The organism is Alteromonas sp. CyTr2 (assembly GCF_947311905.1).
Classification (GTDB): Bacteria; Pseudomonadota; Gammaproteobacteria; order Enterobacterales; family Alteromonadaceae; genus Alteromonas; species Alteromonas macleodii.
This window is the reverse complement of sequence record NZ_CAMZMZ010000016.1, coordinates 23,884-48,102: the sequence shown is the minus strand read 5'-3', so window position 1 is coordinate 48,102 and position 24,219 is coordinate 23,884. Positions and strand designations below refer to the sequence as shown.

The 24,219-nt window shown below is 44.9% G+C and carries 19 protein-coding genes and 1 pseudogene; 5 read left to right on the top strand and 15 right to left on the bottom strand.

The annotated features are described in order from the left end of the window. Positions 1 to 193: 193 nt before the first annotated feature. From QME20_RS10445 to QME20_RS10410, 8 genes and pseudogenes are all read right to left on the bottom strand, one after another. Positions 194 to 478 (bottom strand): SDR family oxidoreductase, encoded by a 285-nt coding sequence (locus QME20_RS10445; protein WP_281715888.1) that lies wholly within the window; start codon positions 476 to 478, stop codon positions 194 to 196. Positions 479 to 628: 150 nt separating this feature from the next. Then, positions 629 to 2,399, bottom strand: a pseudogene (locus QME20_RS10440) (flotillin domain-containing protein). Between the two features lie 18 nt (positions 2,400 to 2,417). Then, a complete protein-coding gene (locus QME20_RS10435; protein WP_014949924.1) occupies positions 2,418 to 3,032 on the bottom strand; it encodes an OB-fold-containig protein in 615 nt (204 codons plus the stop codon). Between the two features lie 166 nt (positions 3,033 to 3,198). Beyond that, entirely contained in the window at positions 3,199 to 3,972 is a 774-nt protein-coding gene (locus tag QME20_RS10430; protein WP_230962121.1) for a hypothetical protein, read from the bottom strand. An 81-nt stretch (positions 3,973 to 4,053) separates the two neighbouring features. Continuing rightward, complete coding sequence (locus QME20_RS10425; RefSeq protein ID WP_239241322.1) at positions 4,054 to 5,976, bottom strand: alkaline phosphatase; 1,923 nt, start codon at positions 5,974 to 5,976, stop codon at positions 4,054 to 4,056. Between the two features lie 14 nt (positions 5,977 to 5,990). Further along, positions 5,991 to 7,574, bottom strand: coding sequence for an alkaline phosphatase (locus QME20_RS10420; RefSeq protein ID WP_239241320.1), 1,584 nt, complete (start codon positions 7,572 to 7,574; stop codon positions 5,991 to 5,993). A gap of 319 nt (positions 7,575 to 7,893) precedes the next feature. Beyond that, the gene (lpxH, locus tag QME20_RS10415) at positions 7,894 to 8,619 is read right to left on the bottom strand and encodes a UDP-2,3-diacylglucosamine diphosphatase (RefSeq protein WP_239241318.1); all 726 of its coding nucleotides are present in this window, start codon (positions 8,617 to 8,619) and stop codon (positions 7,894 to 7,896) included. Between the two features lie 140 nt (positions 8,620 to 8,759). Continuing rightward, positions 8,760 to 9,251 (bottom strand): peptidylprolyl isomerase, encoded by a 492-nt coding sequence (locus QME20_RS10410; protein ID WP_014949922.1) that lies wholly within the window; start codon positions 9,249 to 9,251, stop codon positions 8,760 to 8,762. Positions 9,252 to 9,436: 185 nt separating this feature from the next. Between QME20_RS10410 and cysS the strand changes: the two genes are divergently transcribed. Further along, positions 9,437 to 10,819 (top strand): cysteine--tRNA ligase, encoded by a 1,383-nt coding sequence (cysS, locus tag QME20_RS10405; RefSeq protein WP_281715887.1) that lies wholly within the window; start codon positions 9,437 to 9,439, stop codon positions 10,817 to 10,819. A 122-nt stretch (positions 10,820 to 10,941) separates the two neighbouring features. Here cysS and QME20_RS10400 read toward each other — a convergent pair whose 3' ends face one another. Beyond that, positions 10,942 to 12,948, bottom strand: a complete 2,007-nt coding sequence (locus tag QME20_RS10400; RefSeq protein WP_281715886.1) for an arginine N-succinyltransferase — start codon at positions 12,946 to 12,948, stop codon at positions 10,942 to 10,944. A gap of 213 nt (positions 12,949 to 13,161) precedes the next feature. Here QME20_RS10400 and QME20_RS10395 point away from each other — a divergent pair, with 213 nt between their 5' ends. Next, positions 13,162 to 13,596 (top strand): Lrp/AsnC family transcriptional regulator, encoded by a 435-nt coding sequence (locus QME20_RS10395; protein ID WP_014949919.1) that lies wholly within the window; start codon positions 13,162 to 13,164, stop codon positions 13,594 to 13,596. 19 nt (positions 13,597 to 13,615) lie between these two features. On the opposite strand, the gene QME20_RS10390 is transcribed toward QME20_RS10395, so the two are convergent. The 4 genes from QME20_RS10390 to gloB all read right to left on the bottom strand — a co-directional run bounded on the left by QME20_RS10390 (position 13,616) and on the right by gloB (position 17,794). Continuing rightward, complete coding sequence (locus QME20_RS10390) at positions 13,616 to 14,041, bottom strand: halomucin (RefSeq protein ID WP_281715885.1); 426 nt, start codon at positions 14,039 to 14,041, stop codon at positions 13,616 to 13,618. Between the two features lie 120 nt (positions 14,042 to 14,161). Next, positions 14,162 to 15,193: an ion transporter gene (locus QME20_RS10385; RefSeq protein WP_281715884.1), complete on the bottom strand. Its 1,032-nt coding sequence runs from the start codon at positions 15,191 to 15,193 to the stop codon at positions 14,162 to 14,164. A gap of 80 nt (positions 15,194 to 15,273) precedes the next feature. Beyond that, positions 15,274 to 16,938, bottom strand: a complete 1,665-nt coding sequence (locus QME20_RS10380) for a LysM peptidoglycan-binding domain-containing protein (protein WP_239220211.1) — start codon at positions 16,936 to 16,938, stop codon at positions 15,274 to 15,276. Positions 16,939 to 17,002: 64 nt separating this feature from the next. Then, positions 17,003 to 17,794, bottom strand: coding sequence for a hydroxyacylglutathione hydrolase (gene gloB, locus QME20_RS10375; RefSeq protein WP_039225290.1), 792 nt, complete (start codon positions 17,792 to 17,794; stop codon positions 17,003 to 17,005). An 84-nt stretch (positions 17,795 to 17,878) separates the two neighbouring features. Here gloB and QME20_RS10370 point away from each other — a divergent pair, with 84 nt between their 5' ends. Continuing rightward, positions 17,879 to 18,739 carry a methyltransferase domain-containing protein gene (locus QME20_RS10370; RefSeq protein ID WP_281715883.1) on the top strand — a complete coding sequence of 287 codons (861 nt, stop codon included), beginning with the start codon at positions 17,879 to 17,881 and terminating at the stop codon, positions 18,737 to 18,739. 138 nt (positions 18,740 to 18,877) lie between these two features. Here QME20_RS10370 and QME20_RS10365 read toward each other — a convergent pair whose 3' ends face one another. Next, the gene (locus QME20_RS10365) at positions 18,878 to 19,717 is read right to left on the bottom strand and encodes a mechanosensitive ion channel domain-containing protein (RefSeq protein ID WP_014949914.1); all 840 of its coding nucleotides are present in this window, start codon (positions 19,715 to 19,717) and stop codon (positions 18,878 to 18,880) included. A gap of 343 nt (positions 19,718 to 20,060) precedes the next feature. Continuing rightward, complete coding sequence (gene metG / locus QME20_RS10360; RefSeq protein ID WP_049586883.1) at positions 20,061 to 22,088, bottom strand: methionine--tRNA ligase; 2,028 nt, start codon at positions 22,086 to 22,088, stop codon at positions 20,061 to 20,063. Between the two features lie 108 nt (positions 22,089 to 22,196). On the opposite strand from metG, the gene apbC reads away from it, so the two are divergent. Together apbC and dcd are read left to right on the top strand one after the other, a co-directional pair. Continuing rightward, on the top strand, positions 22,197 to 23,303 hold the full coding sequence (gene apbC / locus QME20_RS10355) for an iron-sulfur cluster carrier protein ApbC (RefSeq protein WP_281715882.1): 1,107 nt from the start codon (positions 22,197 to 22,199) through the stop codon (positions 23,301 to 23,303). Positions 23,304 to 23,527: 224 nt separating this feature from the next. Beyond that, the gene (gene dcd / locus QME20_RS10350; protein WP_014976864.1) at positions 23,528 to 24,121 is read left to right on the top strand and encodes a dCTP deaminase; all 594 of its coding nucleotides are present in this window, start codon (positions 23,528 to 23,530) and stop codon (positions 24,119 to 24,121) included. The last annotated feature ends 98 nt before the right edge of the window (positions 24,122 to 24,219 follow it).

Sequence of the window (24,219 nt, the reverse complement as noted above, 5' to 3'; positions counted from 1 at the left end):
AATCTCAGATAATATTTTCAAGGCTTAACAATATCCTCACGTGCAAACCTAATGTTTAAGCGCAGAGAATACAACTTTGCCTGTGTATGTTACTCCTTATGATACGCCTTTGCAGCTTGAAAGGTTACAAAGGCGTTTAAGCTATTTTCGTTAATAAGTGAAAGCTGACATCAACGCCATCATGCTTATGGTGTTACAACTTCATACCACCAGATGCCTCAATCCTTTGGCCGTTAATCCAATAACTATCATTACTTAATAGCGCTGCCATAACGCCACCTATATCTTCGGGTTGGCCAACGCGGCCTAAAGCGGTCTGAGAGGCTATAGCATTATTGACTTCGCTATTATCGCGAACATAGCCACCGCTAAAGTCAGTCTCAATGGCACCTGGAGCCAGGGTGTTTACTCTAATTTTACGGGCTCCTAACTCTGCAGCCAGGTAACGACTCATTACCTCTATGGCTCCTTTAGCCATACCGTAGGCGCTGTATCCCGGGAAGCAAAATCTTGCCACTTCGGTTAAGAGTATTAGTTGATAAATTAAGTGAAAACAAAAAGCCCTGTTGAATTACAGGGCTTAGGATGTTGTGTCGTATTAGCTAGCTAAATACTAGCTCAATGAGCATTAATCAGCTGGAAGCTCTTCCGACGCTTTATTACCATTTAGGTTTTCTGGTGCTGCCACAATAGGTTTAGGTTTTACGGCATTGGCCTTGGTCAGTATGTCGCTGTTGCCTGTTACCAAATCATCTAATGTGCCTTTTTCCGCATCGACCAAGCCCACTTCACGCAACATAGAGTCTACCAGTGGGGCGTTAGCACGATAGCTTAGTGCGGCTTGCGTTACTTGTTCAGCTAAACCACTACCAGCAGTAGCAACGGTGTGATCGCCTTTCACGCCACTCCCTTGGCCGTAGCCTTGAAGAATTTTAATACCTTCTATGTTTTCAAGTGGTTTAACGGCGTGTGCCACAAGCTCAGGCAATATTTTGAGCATGGCAAGGGCTTTTTGCAGCTCAATTTGCTCGGTCTTAAGCGTATTTTCAGCCTCATAAAGCGCTTGTTTACCTTGTGCTTCAACAGCAAGCACTTTCTCATCAGCTTCAGCCTGAAGCATTTTTGCATCGGCAGCGGCCTTAGCTTCCGTAAGAATGGCGGCAGCAGAGTTTTCAGCTGCTTCTTTCTTAGCTTGTGCTTCTACGGTAATGCCCACAGCCTCACGCTCTGCCTCTTTGCGCGCGTCTATAACTTCAATTTGTTTCTTACGCTCAGCTTCTGCCACCATTTTCGCTGTGGTTACTGCTTCCACTTTTTCCACTTTAGCCTTTTCCGCTTCAGCAGCTTTAGCACGCGCGGCCGACTCTTCCTCAGATTTTGTCGCAACGGCAATTTGTTTAATTTGCTCAGAAACCTCAACTTCTTGCTGCTGACGAATGCGCGCTTGCTCTAATGCCTGACGCTTAGCAATTTCTTGGGTTTCAATTTCCCGTGATTTTTCAATTTCCGCAGCCTCGATAGCACGGTTTTTAGCGATCTCTGCTTCGCGCTCTTCCCGTTCTTTCATTTCGCGCTGCTTAGCAATTTCTGCTTTTTGTTCCTGACGTTTAAAGGCTAGAATTTGCTCTTGGGCTAAGCGAGCTTCTTCTTCGTCTCGTTTCACCTCTAGTGATTGTTTCTCAGCAGCCAAATTACGCTGTTCAATGAAAATGCGGTTTTCTTGTTGAATATCGTTGGTTTCTTTGCGTTTTTCTTCAATGATCTTCGTTAAGCGTGCACGCCCCTCTGCATCGAAAGCGTTGTTCTCATTGAAAAACTGAGGTCGGTTTGGTCAAAACCAGTCAAGCTCACCGATTCTAACTCAAGACCGTTCTTTTCAAGATCGTTAGCCACGCTTTGCTGAACTTTTTGTACAAAGTCAGCACGCTGCTCATGCATTTCGGTCATGCTCATTTCAGCAGCTACGGCACGTAGTATGCCAACTGTAACTTAGACTCCATTAGCTTTTTAACTTCTTCAGCGCGAGTGGTGCGCGTTCCTAGCGTTTGCGCAGCCATTGATATGCCATTGGCATTGGGGGCAACGCGTAAATAGAAGTCTGCCTTAACATCAACACGCATGCGATCTTTGGTAATAAGCGCGTCTTTTTGAATTTTTTCCACTTCTATACGAAGGGTGTTCATATTTACTGGAATTATTTCGTGAACGACAGGAAGCACGATAGCGCCACCGTCCTTAATGACTTTTTCACCGCCTAAACCGGTTCTTACGAACGCTGTTTCTTTCGTCGCGCGGGTGTAAAGTTTGGCAAAGATAAGGCCAATAACGATAAGCCCTACAACAATAGCACCGGCAATAAAGAGTATTGACGGCAAGCTAGATGGTTGAATTGTATCCATACTTTTATCTCTTTTAGGTTATAGGTAACGGGTTGCTAACCAGCTGTGTTGTTTTTTCTGAACTAAAATGACGCGCTCTCCCTGTGCGAACAACTCTTCATCTTCGAAAGGTTCTACTAACACAAAATGAGGCTGTGAATAATGGTCGGTAAACTTTGCTTCAGCTGGGTTGCCTCGGCTTGCTTTTCCAATCGTGATTTCGGCCACAGACCCAATGAAGTCATCGCTGTTAACCGCGCTAGACTCTACACTAGGCAACAAGCCTGAAATTACCTTTACGGTTTTAGCTGTTACGAATGCGCCAATAACAAATGCAAGAGGAACGGATAGGAAAGCTGGCAAGGTATAGCCGAGTGCACTCGCTGTTAAGCCGTTAACCATCAAGCCAACTAAACCGAATAGAGTAAGAAGTACTACCAGGTAAATAAGAAAGGGAACTTTATTAATATTAAGCCAGTTGGCAAACGAGGTATTAAGAAACCCATCGCCATCAAACTCTGCAAAATCATCGCCTAACCCCAACAGGCTTATACCAAAAATAGTGCTAACAAGTTCTAGTATGAAAATAAAGAAAACGGCTATAAGCGAAATGCTAAACCAGAAGTTTGTAGGGGAAAGAAGAACATCTGTCATTTACACCATCCATGATGACTAACTTGCTTTTATTCTTTATACCACAGAACAAAAATTAAGCCAGCGTCTGACACATGTACTTTCGGCTAGTTTGTAACAAAACCTTTTCCTAGTGAATAAATGGCCGTACTGCAGGCACAGCCATTTAGAAAGAGGCTTTTAAGGTTTAGTGTGAGTGACCTTCACCGATACTGTGACCATGCTCATCGTAGTAGCCACTGGCTCCTGCTTCAATAAAGCCTTGGGTAACCATTTTGGTTAAAAAAGGATCGGTGTGGTCATCGCCAATATCAGCGTAATCTGTACTTTGATAGTTTTGTCTTTTTGTAAAGAAGTCTTTCGTATTCTTATTGAAATCGGCGGTTTTGAGTTTCCACTCTCTTACATACCCACTTTTATCAACGCTAAAAGATTCTATTAATTTTAGATGGGGAAGCCATGCCAATTTAAAGTGGCCCTGACTGTTATCTAGTGAATAGTATTCCACTGTATTACAGCCTTTACCGCCTACTGTATCTAGTGTCATGACATCAATAAGTTTGTCGCTAATAAGTTGGTAGCGGTATGAAAAGTCCGACTCTTTTTTTCCGTGAATGGTTTCACCAGGCTGGTATTCAATAGCGCGCTGATGAGCATCGAAAAAGCGAGTAGGTTTTATAAATTTGTTTCTAACAAGCGTCCATGACTCAGTAATATTGGTTGCAGGGTATTCATGTGCAACCTTGTTGCCGTTTCGCCACAAATGAAGGGATGTAGTTCGTGAGGTTTTTGATGGGCTTGTCGTGCTTATTTCATAATTAGCAAATAGGCTGCCACTGTCTTTCTTACACGTCTGCTCACTAGATACATTAACTACCGACGAAGACTCAGCGACTTGAGCTAAGCTACACGTACTCGCACTTGTAAAAAAAATCAGCGCAAATGCATTGAATAATTTCATTCATTTATCCTACCGAGAATGATGTTATTAACTGAAGCGGAAAGGCGACCAAAGGCCGCCTTTGCATTACTTTTTTAAAATTTATTCCATTGCATTTTCTGCTTGAGATACAAAGTCTCCAGCAAAATCGATAACGTGGAATATAACGCTTTGCTCGTTAGTGCCGTTTACAAGGAAAGCGCCAGGGCCTTTGGCGTAAATGCCTACATCTTCACCTGAGTGTGTTTCCGACCCTAATGGGATTAAAGCTTCTTGGTGATAGCCTGGTGTTGTAGTATCGACATCAGTGATATCTTTACGACCTGTATCAGGGCCTTCTAAATAAGATGCATCTGAGTTAGTGACGTCTCCCAGATTTCTAAAGCCTAAACCATTGGTATAGCCAAGCGTGGTGTATGGGGTACCGTCAGCGGCTGTAGCGGCTTCATCTGAACCCACGTTTACCACTTTGCCCAAAATGGGGTTGCCGCGCTTAGGATAACCAGCAATGGTAAAGACGTGACCGTGGTCGGCGGTTACTATAATGAGAGTTTCTTCGTCATCAGTAAGCTTGTCAGCAGTATCAACAGCTTCAGCAAAAGCGATAGTGTCGTAAAGTGCACCGTAAGCATTACCCGCGTGGTGAGCGTGGTCGATACGACCGGATTCAACCATCAGGAAGAAACCTTCTTCATTGTTATCTAGCACTTTAATGGCCGCACTAGTCATTTCAGCGATAGATGGTTCACCGGCGATGTCGTTGCCGCGGTCGGCTTCGTATTGCATGTGTGATTCGTTAAAAAGTGCAAAGATTCTTTCAGTGGTTTCAGTATCTAGTCCGTCGAATCCAGACTTATCATAGATATAAACGCCGTTTTCGTACATGGCTTGCCACTCGGCCGTTAAATCACGTCCATCTGTACGATCACCTTCTACACTGCTTGCAGCGTCTGGGCTGTTAAATGCTTCGTCACGCGGTAAGAAGTGACGGCGTCCGCCACCCATCACAACTTCAAGGCCATCAACGTCTAATCCTTCAAAGTTCGCTTCCAAGTTAGCTTCGAAATTAACTAGCTGCTCGGCAATGTCAGAACAACCTGCAGTAATTGCATCTTCTGGCATATCTGAAATGTCTTCCCAGTTGCGATCCGCTGATTTTGCATAGGTTGCCGCCGGCGTGGCGTGCGTAATGCGAGCAGTAGAAATGATGCCTGTCGATTTTCCTGCAATTTCAGCAAGCTCAAGTGCCGTAACCAATTCGTTACCCACAACCGTAGAGCAATCACCGCGCTCAATATCTTCGTCTACGCCAATAACACCAACGTCAGTTTTTATGCCGCTCATCATTGCGGTCATGGTACCTGCAGAATCAGGTGTTTGGGCATCAACGTTATAAGTTTTTGAAAGCCCAGAGAATGGGAATTTGTCAAAGCTAAGCTGGTTTTCTTCGCCCGCTAGGCCGTTCATCTGACCATCTAGAATACGCGCCGCTGTAACGGTAGAAACGCCCATGCCGTCACCGACAAACAAGATAACGTTTTTCGCTTTACCACGCAGGTTCGCTACCATGGCTTTCAATTCTTCTTGCGAATTTACAGTCGCAGTAAAAGACGCGTTCGATGACGCTGTACTTTCACCCGATGTTGCGTTCATCCAAACCGCTTTATTGTTTTCTACTTCGTTTTTAGCAGCCACAAACCACTCGTTATTGAGGCTAGTCAGTAGTTCGCTATTGCTTACGCTGTTTACACCAGGAACACAAACATAGCTGGTAGAAGTGATTTCAGAATCACCAAGCGTGCCGTCGGCATCCGCGTCTAAGCCAGAGTCGATGCGAATACCAGAGTTAGGGCAGTTAGCATCGCCAACCGCTAACTCTGTTTGCACGGTAAGGCTTGTTAAACCGTTTTGACCATCAGAGCCATTAGCACCAGGTGCGCCATCGCTACCATCGTCGCCCTCTAAGCTACACGCTGAAAGACCTGCTACTGCTACCGCAATTATACTTAATTTAAAAAGGTTCATATTCTTATCTCTACTTACTCGTTTACAAGGCCAAGCGCTTGATTAATCAAGTGGAAAACAACGTTCTGCTCTATTACGCCTTGCGCAAGCTGGCTTCCAGGCCCTGTTGCATGTAGCGCAATGTCTTCGCCAGAGTGTGTTTCTGAACTCAATGGAATAAGTGCTTCTTGGTGATAACCAGGCGTTGTTGTGTCGATATTGGTAATATCAACACGGCCGGCTGCGTTTTCCAGTGCGTACGTGGCATCAGAATTCGTTTCATCACCTAGGTTGCGAAAACCTAGACCGTTGGTGTAACCGAGTGTGGTGTAAGGAGTGCCATCAGACGCTGTTGCAGGTTCGTCTGACCCCACGTTAACCACTTTGCCTAGAATAGGATTACCGCGCTTCGGGTAGCCTGCAATTGTGAACACATGTCCGTGATCAGCAGTAACGAGGATTAATGTTTCGGAAGGATCGGTATTTTCAACCGCAGTCATTACTGCTTCTTCAAATGCTAGAGTGTCAGTAAGTGCACCCGCCGCGTTACCCGCATGGTGAGCGTGGTCAATACGGCCTGATTCTACCATTAAGAAAAAGCCGTTCTCGTTGTTATTAAGAATATTGATTGCCGTTTCTGTCATCTCTGCAACTGATGGTTCGCCAGCGATGTCATTTCCGCGGTCTGCTTCGTATTGCATATGCGACTCGTTGAAAAGGCCGAATACACGCTCAACGCTTTCAGTGTCTATCGCGTCAAAACCTGCTTGGTCATAAACGTATACACCATTTTCGTACATGGTCTGCCATTCTGCCGTAAGGTCGCGTCCGTCGGTTCTATCTCCCTCAACGTCACTAACTGCATCTGGGCTATTGAATGCAGCATCTTTTGGCAAGAAATGACGGCGACCACCGCCCATAGCGACATCAATGCCGTCAACATCAACACCGGTGTAGCGAGCTTCTAAGTAAGTTTCAAAATTGACGAGCTGGTCAGCAATGTCACTACAGCCAGCAGTTAAAGCGGCTTCTGGCATATCAGAAATATCTTCCCAATTACGGTCAGCAGACTTGGCGTAAGTTGCCGCGGGAGTCGCATGGGTGATGCGAGCAGTAGAAATAATACCTGTAGACAAGCCTTTTACTTCAGCAAGCTCCAGCGCGGTAATAACTTCGTTGCCTGCGACCGTTGAGCAATCACCGCGCTCAATATCTTCGTCAACACCAATCACACCCACGTCAGTCTTAAGACCCGACATCATTGCGGTCATGGTGCCTGCTGAATCTGGGGTTTGAGCGTCTACATTGTAGGTTTTAACTAGGGCCGTATGAGGAAAGCTTTCGAAACTCAAATAACCTTCTTCACCAGGGTTACCTGCCAGTTGGCCTTTGTGAATTCTTGCCGAGGTGAGCGTTGAAATACCCATACCATCGCCCACAAACAAAATAACATTCTTTGCTTTGAACTGATTGTTGGTTTGTAGCTTTGTAGTTAGTTTGGTTTGGGCATCAGTAAACCAAGCGCTGTTAGTTTGGTGCTCGGGTAACACAGCCGCTTGAAGACTAGCAGAAACCGCTAGAGCAACTGCGGTGCATGCCACTTTCCAGTTACGATTCATGATTTTTTCCTAAACGTATTGTTTGTATTGGTTGTGGTGTTGTCTAGACATCTCATCACTGCCCATCATCATTTCTTGCATGGAGAGTGAATCGTTAAATCACAGAGAGCGTATGGAGAGAAGGTGACAATTCTTTGACATTTATATTGCTAAACTGTCACAAATGTCACAAAACTGTATTGCCGAGGCATTTTGCGGCCGATTGAAGATTATTAAAGCTTACGTTTTATAGTGAGTCAGGGGTAAGGAAGTGCACACATTGAAACTTTTTTAACAGTAATAAAAAATTGGTAGGACCACTTGTAAGTGTCAGATTTTCTTACTTAAAGTTGTGATGTTGTAACATAGCTTTTGAAGGGGTGACCTTCAATACACTGCCTTGATCATACCAATCGCCAAGTACAATACGAGTTGCAGGCTTGCCGTTTGCTGTAAGGCTATGAATGTTGGGTCTGTGTGTGTGGCCATGTATCATGCGCTGCACGCCCCATTTTTCCATGACTTTCACCACTTCTTCAGGCGTGACATCCATAATATCTGGCTTAAGATTTTGCTGCTTAGCCTTACTTTCCTTGCGACCGTTATCGGCAACACGCTGTCGATACCATAAAGGAAGCGCAAGCATTAAACGTGGCCACCACCAACCGCGGGATTTCTTGCGAAACTTTTGATAAGCAACATCGCGAGTGCATAGTTCGTCACCATGAGTAAGCAGGGTAGGTGTGCCGTATAAGTCTACAACTTCTTGTTCGTTTAATAACGTCATGCCGGCTTTTGATAGCCACTTTTCACGTATGGCGAAATCGCGATTACCGTGAATAAAGTAAATAGGGCAATGCTGACTCACTGCCTTGAAAGCTGATGCTATGGCAGTGTTAAATGGAGTAACGTTGTCGTCGCCAATCCAAACTTCAAACAAGTCACCAAGAACGTAAAGTGCATCAGCATTAATCGCGTCTTCTTTTAAAAAGCGCATTAAGCATTCTGTAATGTCAGGGCGGTCGGCACTTAGGTGCAAGTCGGCAATGAAGTAGGTGAACGACATAAATCTTCTTATTGTGGTTTAAAAAGCCGCGTTAAAGTAACGCGGCTTGTTTTTAACTCAAGGCCTTGAGTATGTCTTGAAAATCATATTGGCCAAGGCGTTATAGAGACAGCTATTCAAGCATAGATGTCAGCGGCTATTTAAGAAATAGTCGCTTTTTCAATGATAACAGGCTCAACAGGAACATCCTGGTGATAGCCGCTGTTACCGGTTTTAACAGCCTTAATTTTTTCAACAACATCCATACCTTCAGTTACTTTACCGAATGCACAGTAGCCCCAACCATTGACAGACTTGCTAGAGTGGTTAAGGAAGTCGTTGTTATTTACATTAATAAAAAACTGAGCCGTCGCAGAGTGTGGATCTTGGGTACGCGCCATCGCGATTGTACCCACTTCGTTTGCTACGCCGTTGTCCGCTTCGTTTTCAATAGGGTCTTTTGTGTCTTTCTGATCCATATCTGGCGTAAAACCACCACCTTGGATCATGAAGTTGTTGATTACACGGTGAAAAATAGTGTTATCAAAAAAACCGTCTTCAACGTAAGAAATGAAGTTAGCTACCGTTTTAGGCGCTTTATCTTCAAAAAGCTCTAGGGTGATGTCACCGAAATTTGTTTTTAACGTAACCATTGTGGTTTGTCCTGTGTGTTAGCATACATATAAAGTGGCGGCATTTTAGCGCAAAACGAGTCGTTAGCGCAAAGAGACGGTTATCGCAAAACCCAGCAATATCGTTGCAAAAGGCTTGTACCATTTAAATCGTGACAGTGCTAAACTTTGCGGCCGAAAAATTATGACATATAGGAAATATAGACATGCTACATCTTTACAACACCCGAACCCGTGAAAAAGCGAAGTTTGTACCGCTTCAAGAAGGGAAAGTGGGTTTGTATGTTTGTGGTATTACCGTTTATGACCTAAGTCATATGGGTCATGCCCGTACTTACCTGAGTTTCGATGTCTTAGTACGCTACATGCGCCACCTTGGTTTAGATGTGAAGTACGTGCGCAATATCACCGATATCGACGATAAGATTATTGCTCGCGCCAATGAAAATGGCGAAAGCTTTGAGGCGCTAACTGCACGCACTATTGCCATGATGCACGAAGACTTTGCGGCGATTAACTTACTAGAGCCAGACGTCGAGCCGACAGTAAGTGGACATATGGATGAGATCATTGAAATTATCCAGCGACTAATGGACAAAGGCTACGCCTATCAAGCCAAAAGCGGCGATGTACTATTCGACGTAAGCAAGTACGAAGATTATGGCAAGTTAAGCAAACAAGACTTAGATCAGCTTAAAGCGGGTGCTCGTGTTGAAGTGGCGGCAGGAAAAGACGACCCGCTAGACTTCGTACTGTGGAAAACCACCAAGCCTGGTGAGCCGGCATGGCAATCGCCATGGGGCGAGGGACGTCCGGGATGGCACATTGAATGTTCTGCAATGAATCATAAGCATCTTGGTGCGCACTTTGATATTCACGGCGGTGGCTCAGATTTAACGTTCCCACATCACGAAAACGAAGTGGCTCAGTCGTGCTGTGCGTATGACACACCATACGTAAACGTGTGGATGCACGCGGGTATGGTACAGGTTAATGATGAAAAAATGTCTAAGTCATTGGGTAACTTTTTTACCTTGCGCGATGTGCTTAAAGAGCACGACTCAGAAACATTGCGTTTCTTCTTGATGTCGGCGCATTACCGTAGCCAGTTAAGTTACTCTCAAGACAATATTACTCAAGCGAAGGCCGCCCTAGAGCGTTTGTACACTGCGCTGCGTGGTGTAACAGTAGACGAAAGCACTGACCTTAGTCTCGGTGGCTACCTAACGCGCTTTGAAGCGGCAATGAACGACGATTTAAACGTACCTGAAGCCTTTTCGGTGTTGTTCGATGTGGCACGTGAGCTTAACCGCCAAAAAGAGAACGCTGAAGAAGCGGGTAAACTGGCTGCTGTTCTTAAAGGCTTAGGCGCAATTTTGGGTATGCTTCAAAGTGATCCAGACACCTTCTTGAAAGGCGGTGAAGGCAATGACGACGAAGCGGCTGAAATTGAAGCGTTAATTAAACAGCGTAACGATGCCCGTGCCTCCAAAGACTGGGCAGCGGCAGATGCCGCACGCGATGCGTTAAACGCAAAAGGCGTAGTGTTAGAAGACGGCCCAAGCGGTACTACCTGGCGTAAAGCGTAATTAGCAGCCAATACTTGTTAACAGAAAGAAAGCCCGCATTTGCGGGCTTTCTTTTTAGTTAAGCTTAAAGGGCACACCGAGTTTTCGTCATTGAACAGCGGTTTTTGGATATACGTACGAGGCTAAACATCTGAAAGTAAAATGGTATCTCCCGAGCTAACGTTTAATGCTTGTGCTGTTTTGCGAGAAATAACAGCTATTTCGTCTTGTTCTTCGGTTTCTGCCATCATTGCATAAAAAGGCTGGCTCAACGTGGCGATAAGCGTCATTTTACTCTCGGTGCCGCGCCTTGTACCTTCGCCAACTTTTATTCTTACTTGCTTTGTTGATTTGACAGTTTTTAGGCTTGAAACTTCAGCTTCCATACTTGGCGCACCATCAAAAATATCGATGTAGTTCGTGAATTTAAACCCTTCTTTTTCTAGCATTGCCATAGCGGGTTGGCCGTCGTTATGTGGTTTACCAATAGCCAACTGAGCCTCTTTGGGTAACATATTTACATACAGCGGAAGTTTGGGCATTAAATCAGCAATAAATTGATTTCCGTTTACGGCGCCATATAAATCCGCTTCAGCGTATGTCATAGGAAAAAAGTGACGACCGACGGCATTCCAGAAAGGCGATTCCCCATCCTTATTTACATAGCCTCGTAGATCGGCCATGACCTGCTTTGAAAATACATATTGATGTAAGCCCATAAAAAGGTAGCGTACTTTTGAAAGTAGTTTTCCGTTAAAGTGTTTTCTGTATTCAGGCAGTAAGTAGAGTGATGCCACTTCCGCGTACCCCTCAAAATGGTGACTTAGGTGCAGTATGTCGTGGGTGTAGTGTGCGCCTAGTGATTTATTTCGCTGTGCGACTTTTTCTCGTTTGTAACTATAAAAACTGTCTTCTTTTCCTAATTCACCAAAAATTGCAGATGTACCAATAAGCTTGCCAGTTCGAAGGTCCTCCAATACAAACAAAAGGTAGTCTGGACGCTCTTGACGCATAAGTTTTTGTTCTTCTCTAATGGAACGCTTTAATTTGTTATCAAGCGTTGCTCTATCCGGTGGGAAGGTTGTCATACCTGGCGATGCAGCTTCAGCTAACGCAAGCAAGCCTTCCAAGTCATCACCTTTTGCTAGTCTCACGCGGGTGTCAAAGCTGATGTTATTAGTCGTAGTTTGTTCAGCGCCAATCGTTTTACACTCAAGGTGAATACCCGCGACCATGCAGCGAACGGAGCCTCCTCCCATTTCAATAGTAGGCACTGCGATGGGAAGTAAAGTAAGATCGCTGGGTAGTAAAGCTAGTTGCTCTTCGTTCATTGAACTAAAAGCAGTGTCTGATATAAGTAATAAACGTTTTCCATTGCTATTCAAAAGCTCTAGGCAGTTTCCGGCAAAACTATTCACTTGTTCTTCGCTAATTTCGATGACGTTTTTACCCGTCTCCTTAAGTGTTGAAAGCACCACATTTTTGTCGCTTTCTTCTATCATGCTAGTAGCAACAATGGCAAAATCACTGCCCACACACATCATTACGTTGGTGTGGTAAATCGCCGTACCAGCAGTATCAAAGGCGCTAAAACATATAGGCGTTAAACCAATAGCTTTACACGCCGACATTACAGCTCTCTTATTGGCTCGTTGGGATAGGCAAACATAGGCTAGCGCGTTTACATGGTCGATCACCATAGCCCCTGTACCTTCAACAATATCTCCGTCTTCTTCAAGGAAAGATAAATCTTTAGCTTGCTGTACGATATAGTGTTGCTGCAGATAACTGACAATATCGTCACGACGCTCCGCTCGGCGGTTTTCACAGTACATAGGGTAGGTGACAAGCAAACCGTTGGGATGTGTACTTAACCAATTATTTGGAAATACGGCATCGGGCGTGTTTTCCCCTTCTGTTTCAAACACCTCTACCGTTATGTGGTTCATACGTAAAGTGCGAACCATCTCATCAAATTCCGCACACGCATTTTTTGATATTTCCGCTCTATTTTTTCCCGTCGATACAAGGGGCTTCTGAAAACTATTGTCTTTGGCTGTTTGCTCGTTGGGGCGAAAGGCACAGGGGCGTACCATTAAAACGGAATTTGGTGTAGTTAATCGTGAGTTTCTGATGTGACTGGCTTGCATATAACGTCCTACAGCCCTTAGCTGAAATATTTCCACTGAAAAGAGCGTGTATTTTATTCTCTGGCGAATTCACTTAACCATGCTCAAGGTGTTGCACATTGTTATTTAGTTTAAGCATAATGCTCAAATGTTTTATCATTGTGCTTTTCGCTAATTAGTCTTGGATAATGCGTTAATGACTCGACGATTCGTTTATCTATTGGGGAAATGGCTATGTATGTAGATTTAGATGCGAAAGATCGCGAGCTTCTCGATATATTGAAGCGCGATGCGCGAACACCTGTAACCGTGCTAGCTGAAGTCCTCTCGTTATCGCGAAATACGGTGCAAAAACGAATCGACAGGTTAGTAAATTCGGGGGTGATCGACGGTTTTACTATTCGTGTTAACGAGCAGCTGCAACCAGACAAAATAAAAGCTCTTATGTCAGTCGAGCTTGAAGGGCTTAGTACAACACAGCTTATTAGTAAGCTTAGGCAGGTGAATGGTGTTGAGCGGTTTCATACTACAAACGGAAATTGGGATTTACTTATTGTTATAACCGCCGAAAGTCTCGCGCACTTAGATGGCATTTTAAAAGAAGTGCGCGGCGTTAAAGGCGTGCTTAATAGTGAGACGAGTATTATTCTGTCTACTACTGAAAAATAGTGTGTACGCCTTATCAGTCTTAACAGCTATTGTCGCCATTTATCCATCGATTTATATCATCACTTAAATTTAAGTCTGTGCCCAAGTTAAACTCACCTTCTCGAACAGATACCTCGCTGCCGTAGGTTGAGTGGGTAACGGTGACGTGTAAAAAAGGATATTGCGGGGTGCTCCCTTCTTTACGACTGGCCGTGAGTTTGTAGCCGTTTTGTATTGTATACGTGTTTACGACTATATCGCTATGGATTGGCTGATGCAGTGTGGACCAGCATCGGTTTGCATTGTATTCAATGCGCTCAACTATTTTTTCAGGTTCTTGGTTGGTGGAAATAGAAGAGGTCGGCAAGATCACCATGCAGCCTGAAGCAAATGCCGCCATACAAATTACTAGTATTGCGTGGTTAAGTGAGCGGCTGAACGTTCGGCAGCGTTTACTTTTCATCATCAGTCCCTCTAATCGTTATAATTATATTCATAAGGACTTTATATTAGCTTATTTGTATGAACAATGGCTGAACAGAATACTGGCTAGCGTTCACCTTGACTCAACAGCTTTGCAAATTAATTAAATTTCGGGCTTGCCAGTGGGAATAGCCGATTCTTTTTCGGTGAGATGTGACTTCCAACGCTGCTGTGCAACGTGCGCTTTCACCAGTTCTAAGCATTCGTTTACAACATTAAGTACTTCTTTATCAAGTGCATCGGCGGTAGGGGTATAGTCGTGCATGCCGACTGAAATGAAATGGTCGATGCGCTCTGCGTCTAAGTCGCGTAACAGATTAACTAGCGATGTGGTCACGATATCGGTGACTGACTCTTCCAACGTATTTTCAATGGTTTTACCGATAACAGGTAGGTAATGCAGGGAAGAAACTTGTGCATTACTTCTCACCGCTTTACCCACGCTCTTGCGCACGTGCTCCCGTATCACCTCGCCGTGCTCTTCGCTTTGAATTGACTGGCCTAAATGGTTGATAACGCCAGCCATCCATTGGGTAATGACAGGACGGCGGGGGGCCAGTACCTGTGCGTTGATATCGTCTAATAAAGGCGAACCTGCTGAGATGTCTTTTTGCGCATCGCTGAGCACTTTTACAACAATCCGGTCGCTTAACTCTTCAACAAATACATCGTAGTAAAACGCAAAAAAGCGAAAGACCGCGGTTTGATTTAAGTCGATGATTTCGAATTTGTGCAGGCGGTGCAAAATAGAAAATATGCGCAAGAATCGAAATAAGCGGGTAGGTCCAGTAGGGATTAGACCTATGATATCGTACCAATGCAAAAACGGAAAAAAGTACCAGCGTAAGTGTTCTTTACGCACAATAGCTACAACCCACCGGAAGCAAAACTCGCTGAAGAAAATGGCGATAAACACCAAGTCGACCAACAGAAAGTTGTTGTGAACGGGATCGTAAGCACTAAGAAAAGCGGGAAAATACGTGCCCAATAGACCATAGACAAAGTCGGTGGCGTATAAGGCATCGAAAATGAGCCATGTTAGGTTCACAAAAAGTATACCTAACATGACTAAATCTAAGATTAACCAAGGCGTTTCATGACTGTTTCGCAAATTTTCTCGGTTAATTCTTAGCATTTCCTTATCCTGTATTCTGACTTAAAGCGTAACGTAAATGCAGTTAGGCATGAACAATATTGAACTTTAAGTATTAAAGGTTAGCTTGATGCGTTCAACCTTGTTACGTCTACATAAAGTTTTAGCTTCTGACCAGGTTGTAGATAGCGCTTAGTATTAAGTGAGTTCCACTTGCCTATGTCGCTTACTCTAACATTGAACTTGCTGGCGATACGAGACAACGAATCGCCATTTCTTACTGTGTAGGTCACTTTTTTGGTAACACCGTCTTGCGCTTTACCTTCCTGCCAGATAACTAAGGTTTTGCCAGGGTGAAGCATATCGCCAGGGGCCATACCGTTCCATTTAGCTAATTGTTTAGTGCCTATATTGTACTTACGGGCAATATCCCAAAGCGTATCACCAGATTGTACGGTATGACGTACTTTTTGCTTAGACGTGTTGCCGTTCTGCAAGCTGGCTAGACGCTGTTCCTGAGATAATGTGTAGCTGTCCAGTTCTTGAAGTGCTACTGGTACCATTATCGCTTGACCCACGCGGATCATGGACGAGTCTAGCTCATTCACTTTTTTAAGAACTTTCACGGTGGTGTGATACTGCTTAGCGATTTTACCTAAGCTGTCGCCGGGCTTCACCGAGTGGCGTACCCAGTTTAACCGCTCTTTTTGATCAATTTTAGCCAGTGCTTGAGAGAACGCAGCAGCCTTATCAAGGGGAAGTATTAATCTATGTGGTCCTTCTGGTGACGTTGCCCAACGATTGAACCCTGGGTTTAACCCGTGTAGTTCTTTTAAAGACATACCAGCAAGTTCGGCGGCAAATGCTAAATCGACCTGTGAGCCGATATCAACCACTTCGATAACCGCTACATTCTCAACTTCAGGCCACGCATACGCATATTCATCTTTATTTTTTAGAATATCAGCCAGCGCAAGCAATTTAGGCACGTAAGCACGTGTCTCTTTGGGTAAATTTAAGTTCCAAAAGTCGGTAGGTTTACCCGCGCGTTTGTTAGCTTTAATAGCCCTTTGAACGCGGCCTTCGCCACTATTGTAGGCGGCAAGTGCGTGCAGCCAATTACCATCAAACATTTCGTTTAGATAGGTTAGATAGTCAAGTGCACCTTGTGTTGAAGCAACAACGTCTCGACGTCCGTCATACCACCAATTCTGCTGCATACCAAAGCGCTTGCCTGTGCCAGGAATAAACTGCCACATACCAGCCGCTCGGCCATGGGAATAAGCAAAGGGATCAAAAGCACTTTCTACTATTGGTAAAAGCACAAGCTCCATCGGCATGTCGCGCTTTTCAATTTCTTCGGTAATGTAATAAAGAAAAGGCTTGGCACGTTTTACAACGCGAGCCATATACTCTGGGTGCTTCAGGTACCATTTACGCTGTGCGCTAATGCGTTTGTCGTCAGGGATAGGTAAGGCGAAATTCGCGCTTGCACGTTCCCATACGTCAGTAACGACCGCCTGCGTATGCATATCCGGTGTATCAGTAAGCTCAGCGCCTTCTTCTAGCGTATCATCATTGGGGTGAACAACATCAATAACGCCGTCTCTTGCAACTTCACAATCAGAAATGGCTTCTTCGTTGTTATGAATTTCACTGCACGCTTCTAGTGAAGCGGTTTCGTTACTTTCTAATTGTGCATTGTCGTTATTATTATCGGTTAACTGACAACCCGTTAAACCTAGCGCCAATATCAGTGGCGACAGTGGGAAAAACTTCAACTGCATATATGAAGAAACCTCGTGGAGCACTGCAAACCGACCATGTTACGATAATCGGCTTACTTTTGCATCAAAACTCATCTTTCCAGCGGCGAACTGCAGCAAATACCGCTACATCGTCAGCCAGGTTATTTTCGCAATAGGCTTCGGCAGCAGTTTTCACAGAAAGTTCATGAGCCCGTAAAAATGGGTTTATGTTTTTTTGCTCTTTGAGATTACTTGGTAGTGTAGGCTGACCTTGAGCGCGTTTTTCTGCCACCCACTGTGCGTAGTCACACAGCGCTTTATTGTCTGGCTCTACGGCTAAAGCAAACTGGACGTTAGCCTGAGTATACTCATGTGTACAGAACACTTTCGTGGTGTCGGGCAGTCGCTTTAACTTATTCAGTGAATGATGCATTTGCTCTGGCGAACCTTCAAACAATCGTCCGCAACCTGCTGAAAATAACGTGTCGCCGCAAAACAATGCGCCATGCCCGAAGAAAGCAATGTGATCAAGGGTATGACCTGGCACTTCCATTACTTGCAGTGCCATTTTAAAAACAGGTAGCGAGACAGTATCGCCTTGAGAAACAGATTTAGTTATTCCTCTTATGTGATTGCCTCTTGGGCCAATAACTGGCAAATCTGGTACTGCAGATACTAATTTAGCAATACCACCCGTGTGGTCTCTGTGATGATGAGTGATGAGAACTGCACTTAGCGTTAATCCTTTGGCTTTAATAAAGGCCAGCACTGGCTCAGCATCACCTGGGTCGACAACAATAGCGCTACTCTCGTTATAAATACACCAAATGTAATTGTCGGTAAAAGCGGGAATAGGATGAATGGCTACGCCTGAAGGAAGTGTTTCTGCCGTCATAAGAGTACCTGCTTGTGTAGGTAGAATTATGCGTTACTATAGGGACTTGTGAAGAGCAGAGCAACCTAAGAGCGCGCAGTGTTAATGAGATCGGCGTTTAAAGCCAAACCGCCACGCTACCCTACAAATTGGAATGATTTCCCCGCCGGAGAGCACATTCGACATGCGGTCAATGCAGTTTGTAGCGATTATGCTGAGCGAATTTTTGGGTATCACTTTGCCAAACTAGGCTCGCTAAGTGCCGATATAAATCTCGACACCAGCCCAATTCGACACCACATCAATCACGTTCCGTTTAATGACCTAGCTAGCGAGCAGCCACACCACAATGAAGCGAAAGAGGGCTTTCCCAATCACAATGCATCGGGTATATCGTTAGGCGGTGATAAACGCGAACCGAAAATAAGTAGAGAAAACACGGTAGTGGGGCAGTCGCACTGCTTACCCTTCGCCGAAAACAGCATTGATGGCTTTCTACTTGCAAATGAATTAGATTTTGCGCAAGACCCTCACGAAATATTAAGAGAAGTAGACCGCGTTATTACACAAAACGGTTATGTGATCATAAGTGGCTTTAACCCCTTAAGCCTCGCCGGAATTGCCAAATTTCTACCTGTTAAGCGCGGAAATATCCTACACGATGCTCGCTTTTTTACGTCCTATCGCATTAAAGATTGGCTTCAGCTGCTGGGATTTGAAATTGTTGAACAACGTCAAGTGATGTTTTCAACGCTCTTTTTTCAACAAAAATGGAAAGGGGCGGTTAAGCTTCAAGACTATTTAGCATCTTATTTGCCATGGTGCAGTGCGGTGTACGTAATACTCGCGAAAAAGCGGGTTATACCCATGACCGCAATAAAACCCAAACGCAATTTGAAGCCGCGTTTTTCGGCGGTGGGCGCCAGTGTAAGGACCTCTACGATGAATCGCACGCCAAGCTCTTAACTTGAAAGCAGCGACAGACGCTAACCATCTTCTATATTTACCAAGATGTTGTAACTAAAACGGATGGCTTTCGCGTTTTTACGCAAGTTTGAAAGGGGAATAGGAGATAGCATAGACTGCTATCTCCCAACTGAGACGTTAGTCGTCACTCGTTTTATAGAGGTGCACATCTCGCTGTGGATATGGGATGCTAATGCCTTCTTCATCAAAAGCTTTTTTAACTTTTTCCTGCATATCCCAATAGTAAGGCCACAAGTCATCTGTGGCGACCCACGGTCTAAACATTAAATCGACTGAGTTATCGCCTAATCCGCCTACACAAATCCTTGGTGCAGGGTCGGTTAACGAGCGCTCATCTTCTTCGAACAGTCGCTGCAACACCTTCTTTGCTTTATCGATATCGTCATCGTAGCCTATACCAAATGTCATGTCGCAACGGCGTTTATCATACACGCTAACGTTAATTAACGTGGCATTAGACAGGCTGCCATTGGGAATAACAATGCGCTTATTGTCAAAAGTATTAAGTACAGTATAGAGAATTTGTATCTCTGACACTGAGCCTAAATGACCCTCTGCTTCAATGGTGTCACCCACTTTAAAGGGTTTAAAAATCAGTATTAGCACACCGCCAGCAAAGTTCGCCAGGCTGCCTTGTAATGCCAGACCAATGGCCAAACCTGCTGCACCTACGACGGCAATAAATGAGGTGGTTTCAATGCCTATCATTGAGGCAACTGAAATCAACAGCATTACTTTTAGCACCGCACTGATAAGTCCGCACAGAAACTTATTTAACGTGGGATCCTTTTTACCTAGCCGATGATCTAATAGGTTTACAAAACGATTCACTAACCAGAGACCCACCACCAAAGTAAGAATAGCCAACAACAATTTGGGGGTGTAAGTCATCACCAGTGATATAGCTTTTTCGGTTAATTCCGATAAATCGATATTAGTCCCGAAGAAATCTTCCATAAATACCTCTTTTATTAATTAACCACGTTGATTACGTTAAAAAAAGAGGGTTAGATCGCCTTGAATCAAACCGAACGGAACTGAGCTGTTTTTTGACAAGAATTTTCTAGCCGATTTGCCTTAGGCAGATAAGGTTAGTGAGTGGGTAAGTAATTAGTGAGTGGGGAGTGTAAGATGATAAGGCTTATTAGCATACCAAGTTACGTGCTTGCACTTTGATTCTGGTTATATGATTTTTGCTTTATAAATCTGAGCGCCGCTTTGACCGCCCAATAAAAAAGGTGACATCCCGTCGCGTTATAGCGCTGAATGTCACCTTACTTTTAAGGGGGCGCTTTACAGCTTACTTAACACGCATACCAGGCTTTGCACCTTCGTGCGGCTCAAGAATGTATAGCTCGTCGCCACCAGGGCCCGCGGCTAATACCATACCTTCACTCATGCCAAAACGCATTTTACGAGGGGCGAGGTTCGCTACCATTACCGTATGTTTACCGATTAGGGCTTCAGGCGAGTAGGCCGACTTAATACCTGCAAAAACTTGCTTGGTTTCGCCGCCTAAATCTAGCTCTAAGCGCAGAAGCTTATCGGCTTTTTCTACGTGTTCAGCTTTAGCTATACGCGCAATACGTAAATCTACCTTGGCGAACTCATCAAACGAGATAGTGTCGCTGATAGGATCTTTAGCAAGCGGGCTGTCTGGGTCGATTGCCGGTGCTGCTGGCGCTAGGCTTTCTTTTGAATCTTCAACCATGGCGTCGATTTTCTCCATTTCTACACGCTGCATCATCGGCTTAAATTTGTTGATGGCGTGGCCTTTCAATAGGGTTTGCAGTGAATTCCAGTCGAACTTGTCGTTTAGGAATTCTTCTGCTTTTTCTGCAAGTACTGGCAGTACAGGCTTTAAGTAAATCACCAACAGACGGAACATGTTGATACCTAGCGAGCACACATCGTGTGTGAACTGCTGCTTAGTCTCGTCTTTAATGGTTACCCAAGGTGCGTTGTTATCAATGAACTGGTTTGCTTTGTCAGCAAGGGCCATAATCTCGCGCACGGCTTGGTGGTACTTACGCTTCTCGAAAAGTGCAGCAATGCTCTCTGACGCGTTTTGGAACTCAGCAATCAGTTCTGGCTCAATCACGTTCTCAGACAGCTTTCCGTCGAAACGCTTGGTGATAAAGCTTGCACAGCGGCTTGCAATGTTAACCACTTTACCTACTAGGTCTGAATTCACTTTTTGTGCGAAGTCAGTAAAGTTAAGGTCGATGTCGGTAACACCGTCGCCTAACTTAGACGCAAAGTAGTAACGCAGATATTCTGGGTTCAGATGGTCAAGGTAAGTACGGCCTTTAATAAACGTACCGCGCGACTTTGACATTTTCGCGCCGTTCACCGTTACGAAACCGTGAATATTTACGCCAGTAGGCTTACGGTATCCCGCACCTTCTAGCATGGCAGGCCAGAATAGGCAGTGGAAGTAGGTAATATCTTTACCAATAAAGTGATAAAGCTCAGCCTCTGAGTCTGCTTTCCAGAAATCATCAAACTCTAGATTGTTTTGGTCGCAGAAGTTTTTGAAACTAGCCATATAGCCAACCGGCGCATCTACCCACACGTAGAAGAACTTGTTCGGCGCACCTGGAATTTCAAAACCGAAGTAAGGCGCATCACGGCTGATGTCCCACTGTTGAAGACCTTCAGTAAACCATTCTTGCAGCTTGTTAGCCATTTCTTCCTGCAGGGCACCTGAGCGGATCCACTCTTTTAACATGCCTTCAAATTTTGGCAGGTCAAAGAAGAAGTGCTCAGACTCACGTAGTACTGGTGTAGCACCCGATACAACGCTGCGCGGGTTCTTTACTTCTGTTGGGCTATACGTTGCGCCACATACGTCACAGCTGTCGCCGTTTTGATCTTCTGCGCCACAGCTTGGGCAGGTACCCTTAACGAAACGATCCGGTAAGAACATTTCTTTTTCAGGGTCGAACAGTTGGTTAATGGTGCGCTTGCTGATGTAACCCGCATTATCCAAACGGGTGTAAATTTCTTCACACAGCGCCTTGTTTTCTGGCGAATGGGTTACATAGTAGTTGTCGTAATCTACGTGAAAATCAACAAGGTCTTGGTGATGTTCAGCACGCGTTCTTGCCACCATTTCTTCTGGTGTAATGCCAAGCTCTTGGGCTTTAAGCATAACCGGCGTACCGTGTGCATCGTCGGCGCAAACACTGTAACATTCGTTTCCGCGAAGGCGCTGAAAACGAGTCCAGATGTCGGTTTGAATGTGTTCTAGCAAATGACCTAAGTGAATAGAGCCATTTGCGTATGGCAACGCACTGGTTACCAGAATTCGGCGTTTTTCTGACATAATGACGTTATTGATTCTTTGCGTTTCAAAATGGCTGCAAATACTAGCGGAAAACCGCGTTTTTTGCATTACGTAATTCACACAATTCTACTACTAGTAAGGCATTTTATGTTCTTTTCTCGCAAAGCAGAGCCGGTAACTCAAAAAGTTGCTGTAATTTTGGCCAAGTATTTTTCTTTAGATGTTGAAGATACCTTGCCATGGTGTGCTTTTAGCCAGCCAGGAAATGAAGATGCCGGCGTGACAGTTACTTTGCCGTTTTGTATTGCTACACAGCTAGACGCGCTTAAAAAAGAAGTGCTTAACCAGCTAAAAGGGAAGCTTGGCGATGACCAGCTTACGTTTAAACAAAACGTAGCGAGTGGAGAAACTGAAGTAGCACCGGTCACCAACATTAAAAACATCATAGCAGTGGCCTCTGGCAAGGGCGGCGTAGGTAAGTCGACAACCAGCATTAATTTAGCGTTTGCGCTTATGCAAGAAGGCGCGAAAGTTGGGATTTTAGATGCCGATATTTATGGGCCGTCTATTCCCATTATGTTGGGCAACCCCGATGCACACCCTGAAAGCGAAGATAATAAGAACATGCAGCCCCTTATGTCACATGGGCTGGTGGCGAACTCAATTGGCTATTTAGTGCCTCAGGAAGACGCGGCCGTATGGCGAGGGCCAATGGCAAGCAGGGCGTTAAAGCAGTTGCTAGATGAAACCCTATGGCCCGTGCTGGACTACTTAATTGTAGATATGCCACCAGGAACAGGCGATATCCAACTGACGATGGCGCAACAAGTACCGCTGACTGCTTCAGTGGTAGTTACAACGCCGCAGGACTTAGCACTAGCCGACGCCCAAAAAGGCATAAGCATGTTTGAAAAAGTGAACGTACCTGTATTAGGGCTTATTGAAAACATGAGTTATTACCAGTGCAGAGCCTGTGGTACCAAAGACTATGTGTTTTCAAAAGATGGGGGCGAGGCGCTTGCCGAACGCCACGGACTGCCACTTTTAGGTCAGCTACCGCTTGATATCCATATTCGCGAGCATGGCGATGCCGGCACGCCTTTGTTAATTACCTCGCCCGAAAGTGCATTGAGTGAAAGTTATCGCGAGGCTGCTCGCGCCCTGTCTATGCAATTGGCCCTTACTGTTGCGCCACGCAAAGGGGCAGTAAAACACATTAAGGGCAACCCTATTGGCATTGTTGGTAAAGAGTAACTAGCTTGAAATATCTAGGTAACAAATATCAGGAATGCCCGACGGATAGGTAAATTCAGACAGGTGTAGTAAAGGTGAATTATAGCCAGGTTCGATTGCTTAAATTTAAAATTTGATAAAACTATACAAAAATTGCGCAAAAGCAGATAAAACAAGCCTTTGAGCAGTTGAATGCATGCGGCGACATACGCATAATAGCGGCCTAACGAAATGAGGAATACACCATGCGCTTGTGCGACCGCGATATCTACCAACATCTGCAAGATGGAAAAATTAAAATTGACCCTACACCCAGCTACGATCAAATAAGTGGTGTAACGGTAGATATCCGCCTAGGTAATAAATTTCGCGTGTTTGAAGATCACCAAGCGCCGTTTATCGATTTAAGTGGGCCGAAAGCACAGGTTCAAGAGGCGCTCGACCATGTTATGAGCGATGAAATTGAACTAGAAGAGGGTAAAGCCTTCTTTCTACACCCTGGGGAGCTAGCGCTTGCCATTACCCACGAGTCAGTAACCTTGCCTGACAACATCGTAGGTTGGCTAGACGGGCGTTCTTCGCTTGCGCGTTTGGGCTTAATGGTTCACGTGACCGCGCATCGAATAGATCCAGGCTGGTCGGGCAACATCGTTCTTGAGTTTTACAACAGTGGTAAGTTACCGCTAGCGCTTCGCCCTAAAATGAAAATAGGGGCACTTAGCTTTGAGGTGCTATCGGCGCCCGCTGAAAAACCGTACAACGCACGAGTGGACGCTAAATACAAAGGCCAAGCAGGTGCAGTTGCAAGCCGAATCTCGTCAGACGACGAGAGTAAATAAAAGAAACCGTCTTAAAAACACGTTTTTTTCGCAAAAGCGTAGTGCGTTTCCCGCTAATTACTGATAGAAAATATAAGAGCAATAACTAGCACTTATAA

Excerpts from the sequence above, each read along its gene's own strand:
- QME20_RS10410 (WP_014949922.1), bottom strand. The coding sequence starts at position 9,251 with ATGGTTACGTTAAAAACAAATTTCGGTGACATCACCCTAGAGCTTTTT.
- QME20_RS10395 (WP_014949919.1), top strand. The coding sequence starts at position 13,162 with ATGTATGTAGATTTAGATGCGAAAGATCGCGAGCTTCTCGATATATTG.
- QME20_RS10430 (WP_230962121.1), bottom strand. The coding sequence starts at position 3,972 with ATGAAATTATTCAATGCATTTGCGCTGATTTTTTTTACAAGTGCGAGT.
- QME20_RS10420 (WP_239241320.1), bottom strand. The coding sequence starts at position 7,574 with ATGAATCGTAACTGGAAAGTGGCATGCACCGCAGTTGCTCTAGCGGTT.
- QME20_RS10390 (WP_281715885.1), bottom strand. The coding sequence starts at position 14,041 with ATGATGAAAAGTAAACGCTGCCGAACGTTCAGCCGCTCACTTAACCAC.
- QME20_RS10425 (WP_239241322.1), bottom strand. The coding sequence starts at position 5,976 with ATGAACCTTTTTAAATTAAGTATAATTGCGGTAGCAGTAGCAGGTCTT.
- QME20_RS10370 (WP_281715883.1), top strand. The coding sequence starts at position 17,879 with ATGAGATCGGCGTTTAAAGCCAAACCGCCACGCTACCCTACAAATTGG.
- QME20_RS10445 (WP_281715888.1), bottom strand. The coding sequence starts at position 478 with ATGGCTAAAGGAGCCATAGAGGTAATGAGTCGTTACCTGGCTGCAGAG.
- QME20_RS10435 (WP_014949924.1), bottom strand. The coding sequence starts at position 3,032 with ATGACAGATGTTCTTCTTTCCCCTACAAACTTCTGGTTTAGCATTTCG.
- lpxH (WP_239241318.1), bottom strand. The coding sequence starts at position 8,619 with ATGTCGTTCACCTACTTCATTGCCGACTTGCACCTAAGTGCCGACCGC.
- cysS (WP_281715887.1), top strand. The coding sequence starts at position 9,437 with ATGCTACATCTTTACAACACCCGAACCCGTGAAAAAGCGAAGTTTGTA.
- QME20_RS10400 (WP_281715886.1), bottom strand. The coding sequence starts at position 12,948 with ATGCAAGCCAGTCACATCAGAAACTCACGATTAACTACACCAAATTCC.
- apbC (WP_281715882.1), top strand. The coding sequence starts at position 22,197 with ATGTTCTTTTCTCGCAAAGCAGAGCCGGTAACTCAAAAAGTTGCTGTA.
- QME20_RS10380 (WP_239220211.1), bottom strand. The coding sequence starts at position 16,938 with ATGCAGTTGAAGTTTTTCCCACTGTCGCCACTGATATTGGCGCTAGGT.
- gloB (WP_039225290.1), bottom strand. The coding sequence starts at position 17,794 with ATGACGGCAGAAACACTTCCTTCAGGCGTAGCCATTCATCCTATTCCC.
- dcd (WP_014976864.1), top strand. The coding sequence starts at position 23,528 with ATGCGCTTGTGCGACCGCGATATCTACCAACATCTGCAAGATGGAAAA.
- QME20_RS10365 (WP_014949914.1), bottom strand. The coding sequence starts at position 19,717 with ATGGAAGATTTCTTCGGGACTAATATCGATTTATCGGAATTAACCGAA.
- QME20_RS10385 (WP_281715884.1), bottom strand. The coding sequence starts at position 15,193 with ATGCTAAGAATTAACCGAGAAAATTTGCGAAACAGTCATGAAACGCCT.
- metG (WP_049586883.1), bottom strand. The coding sequence starts at position 22,088 with ATGTCAGAAAAACGCCGAATTCTGGTAACCAGTGCGTTGCCATACGCA.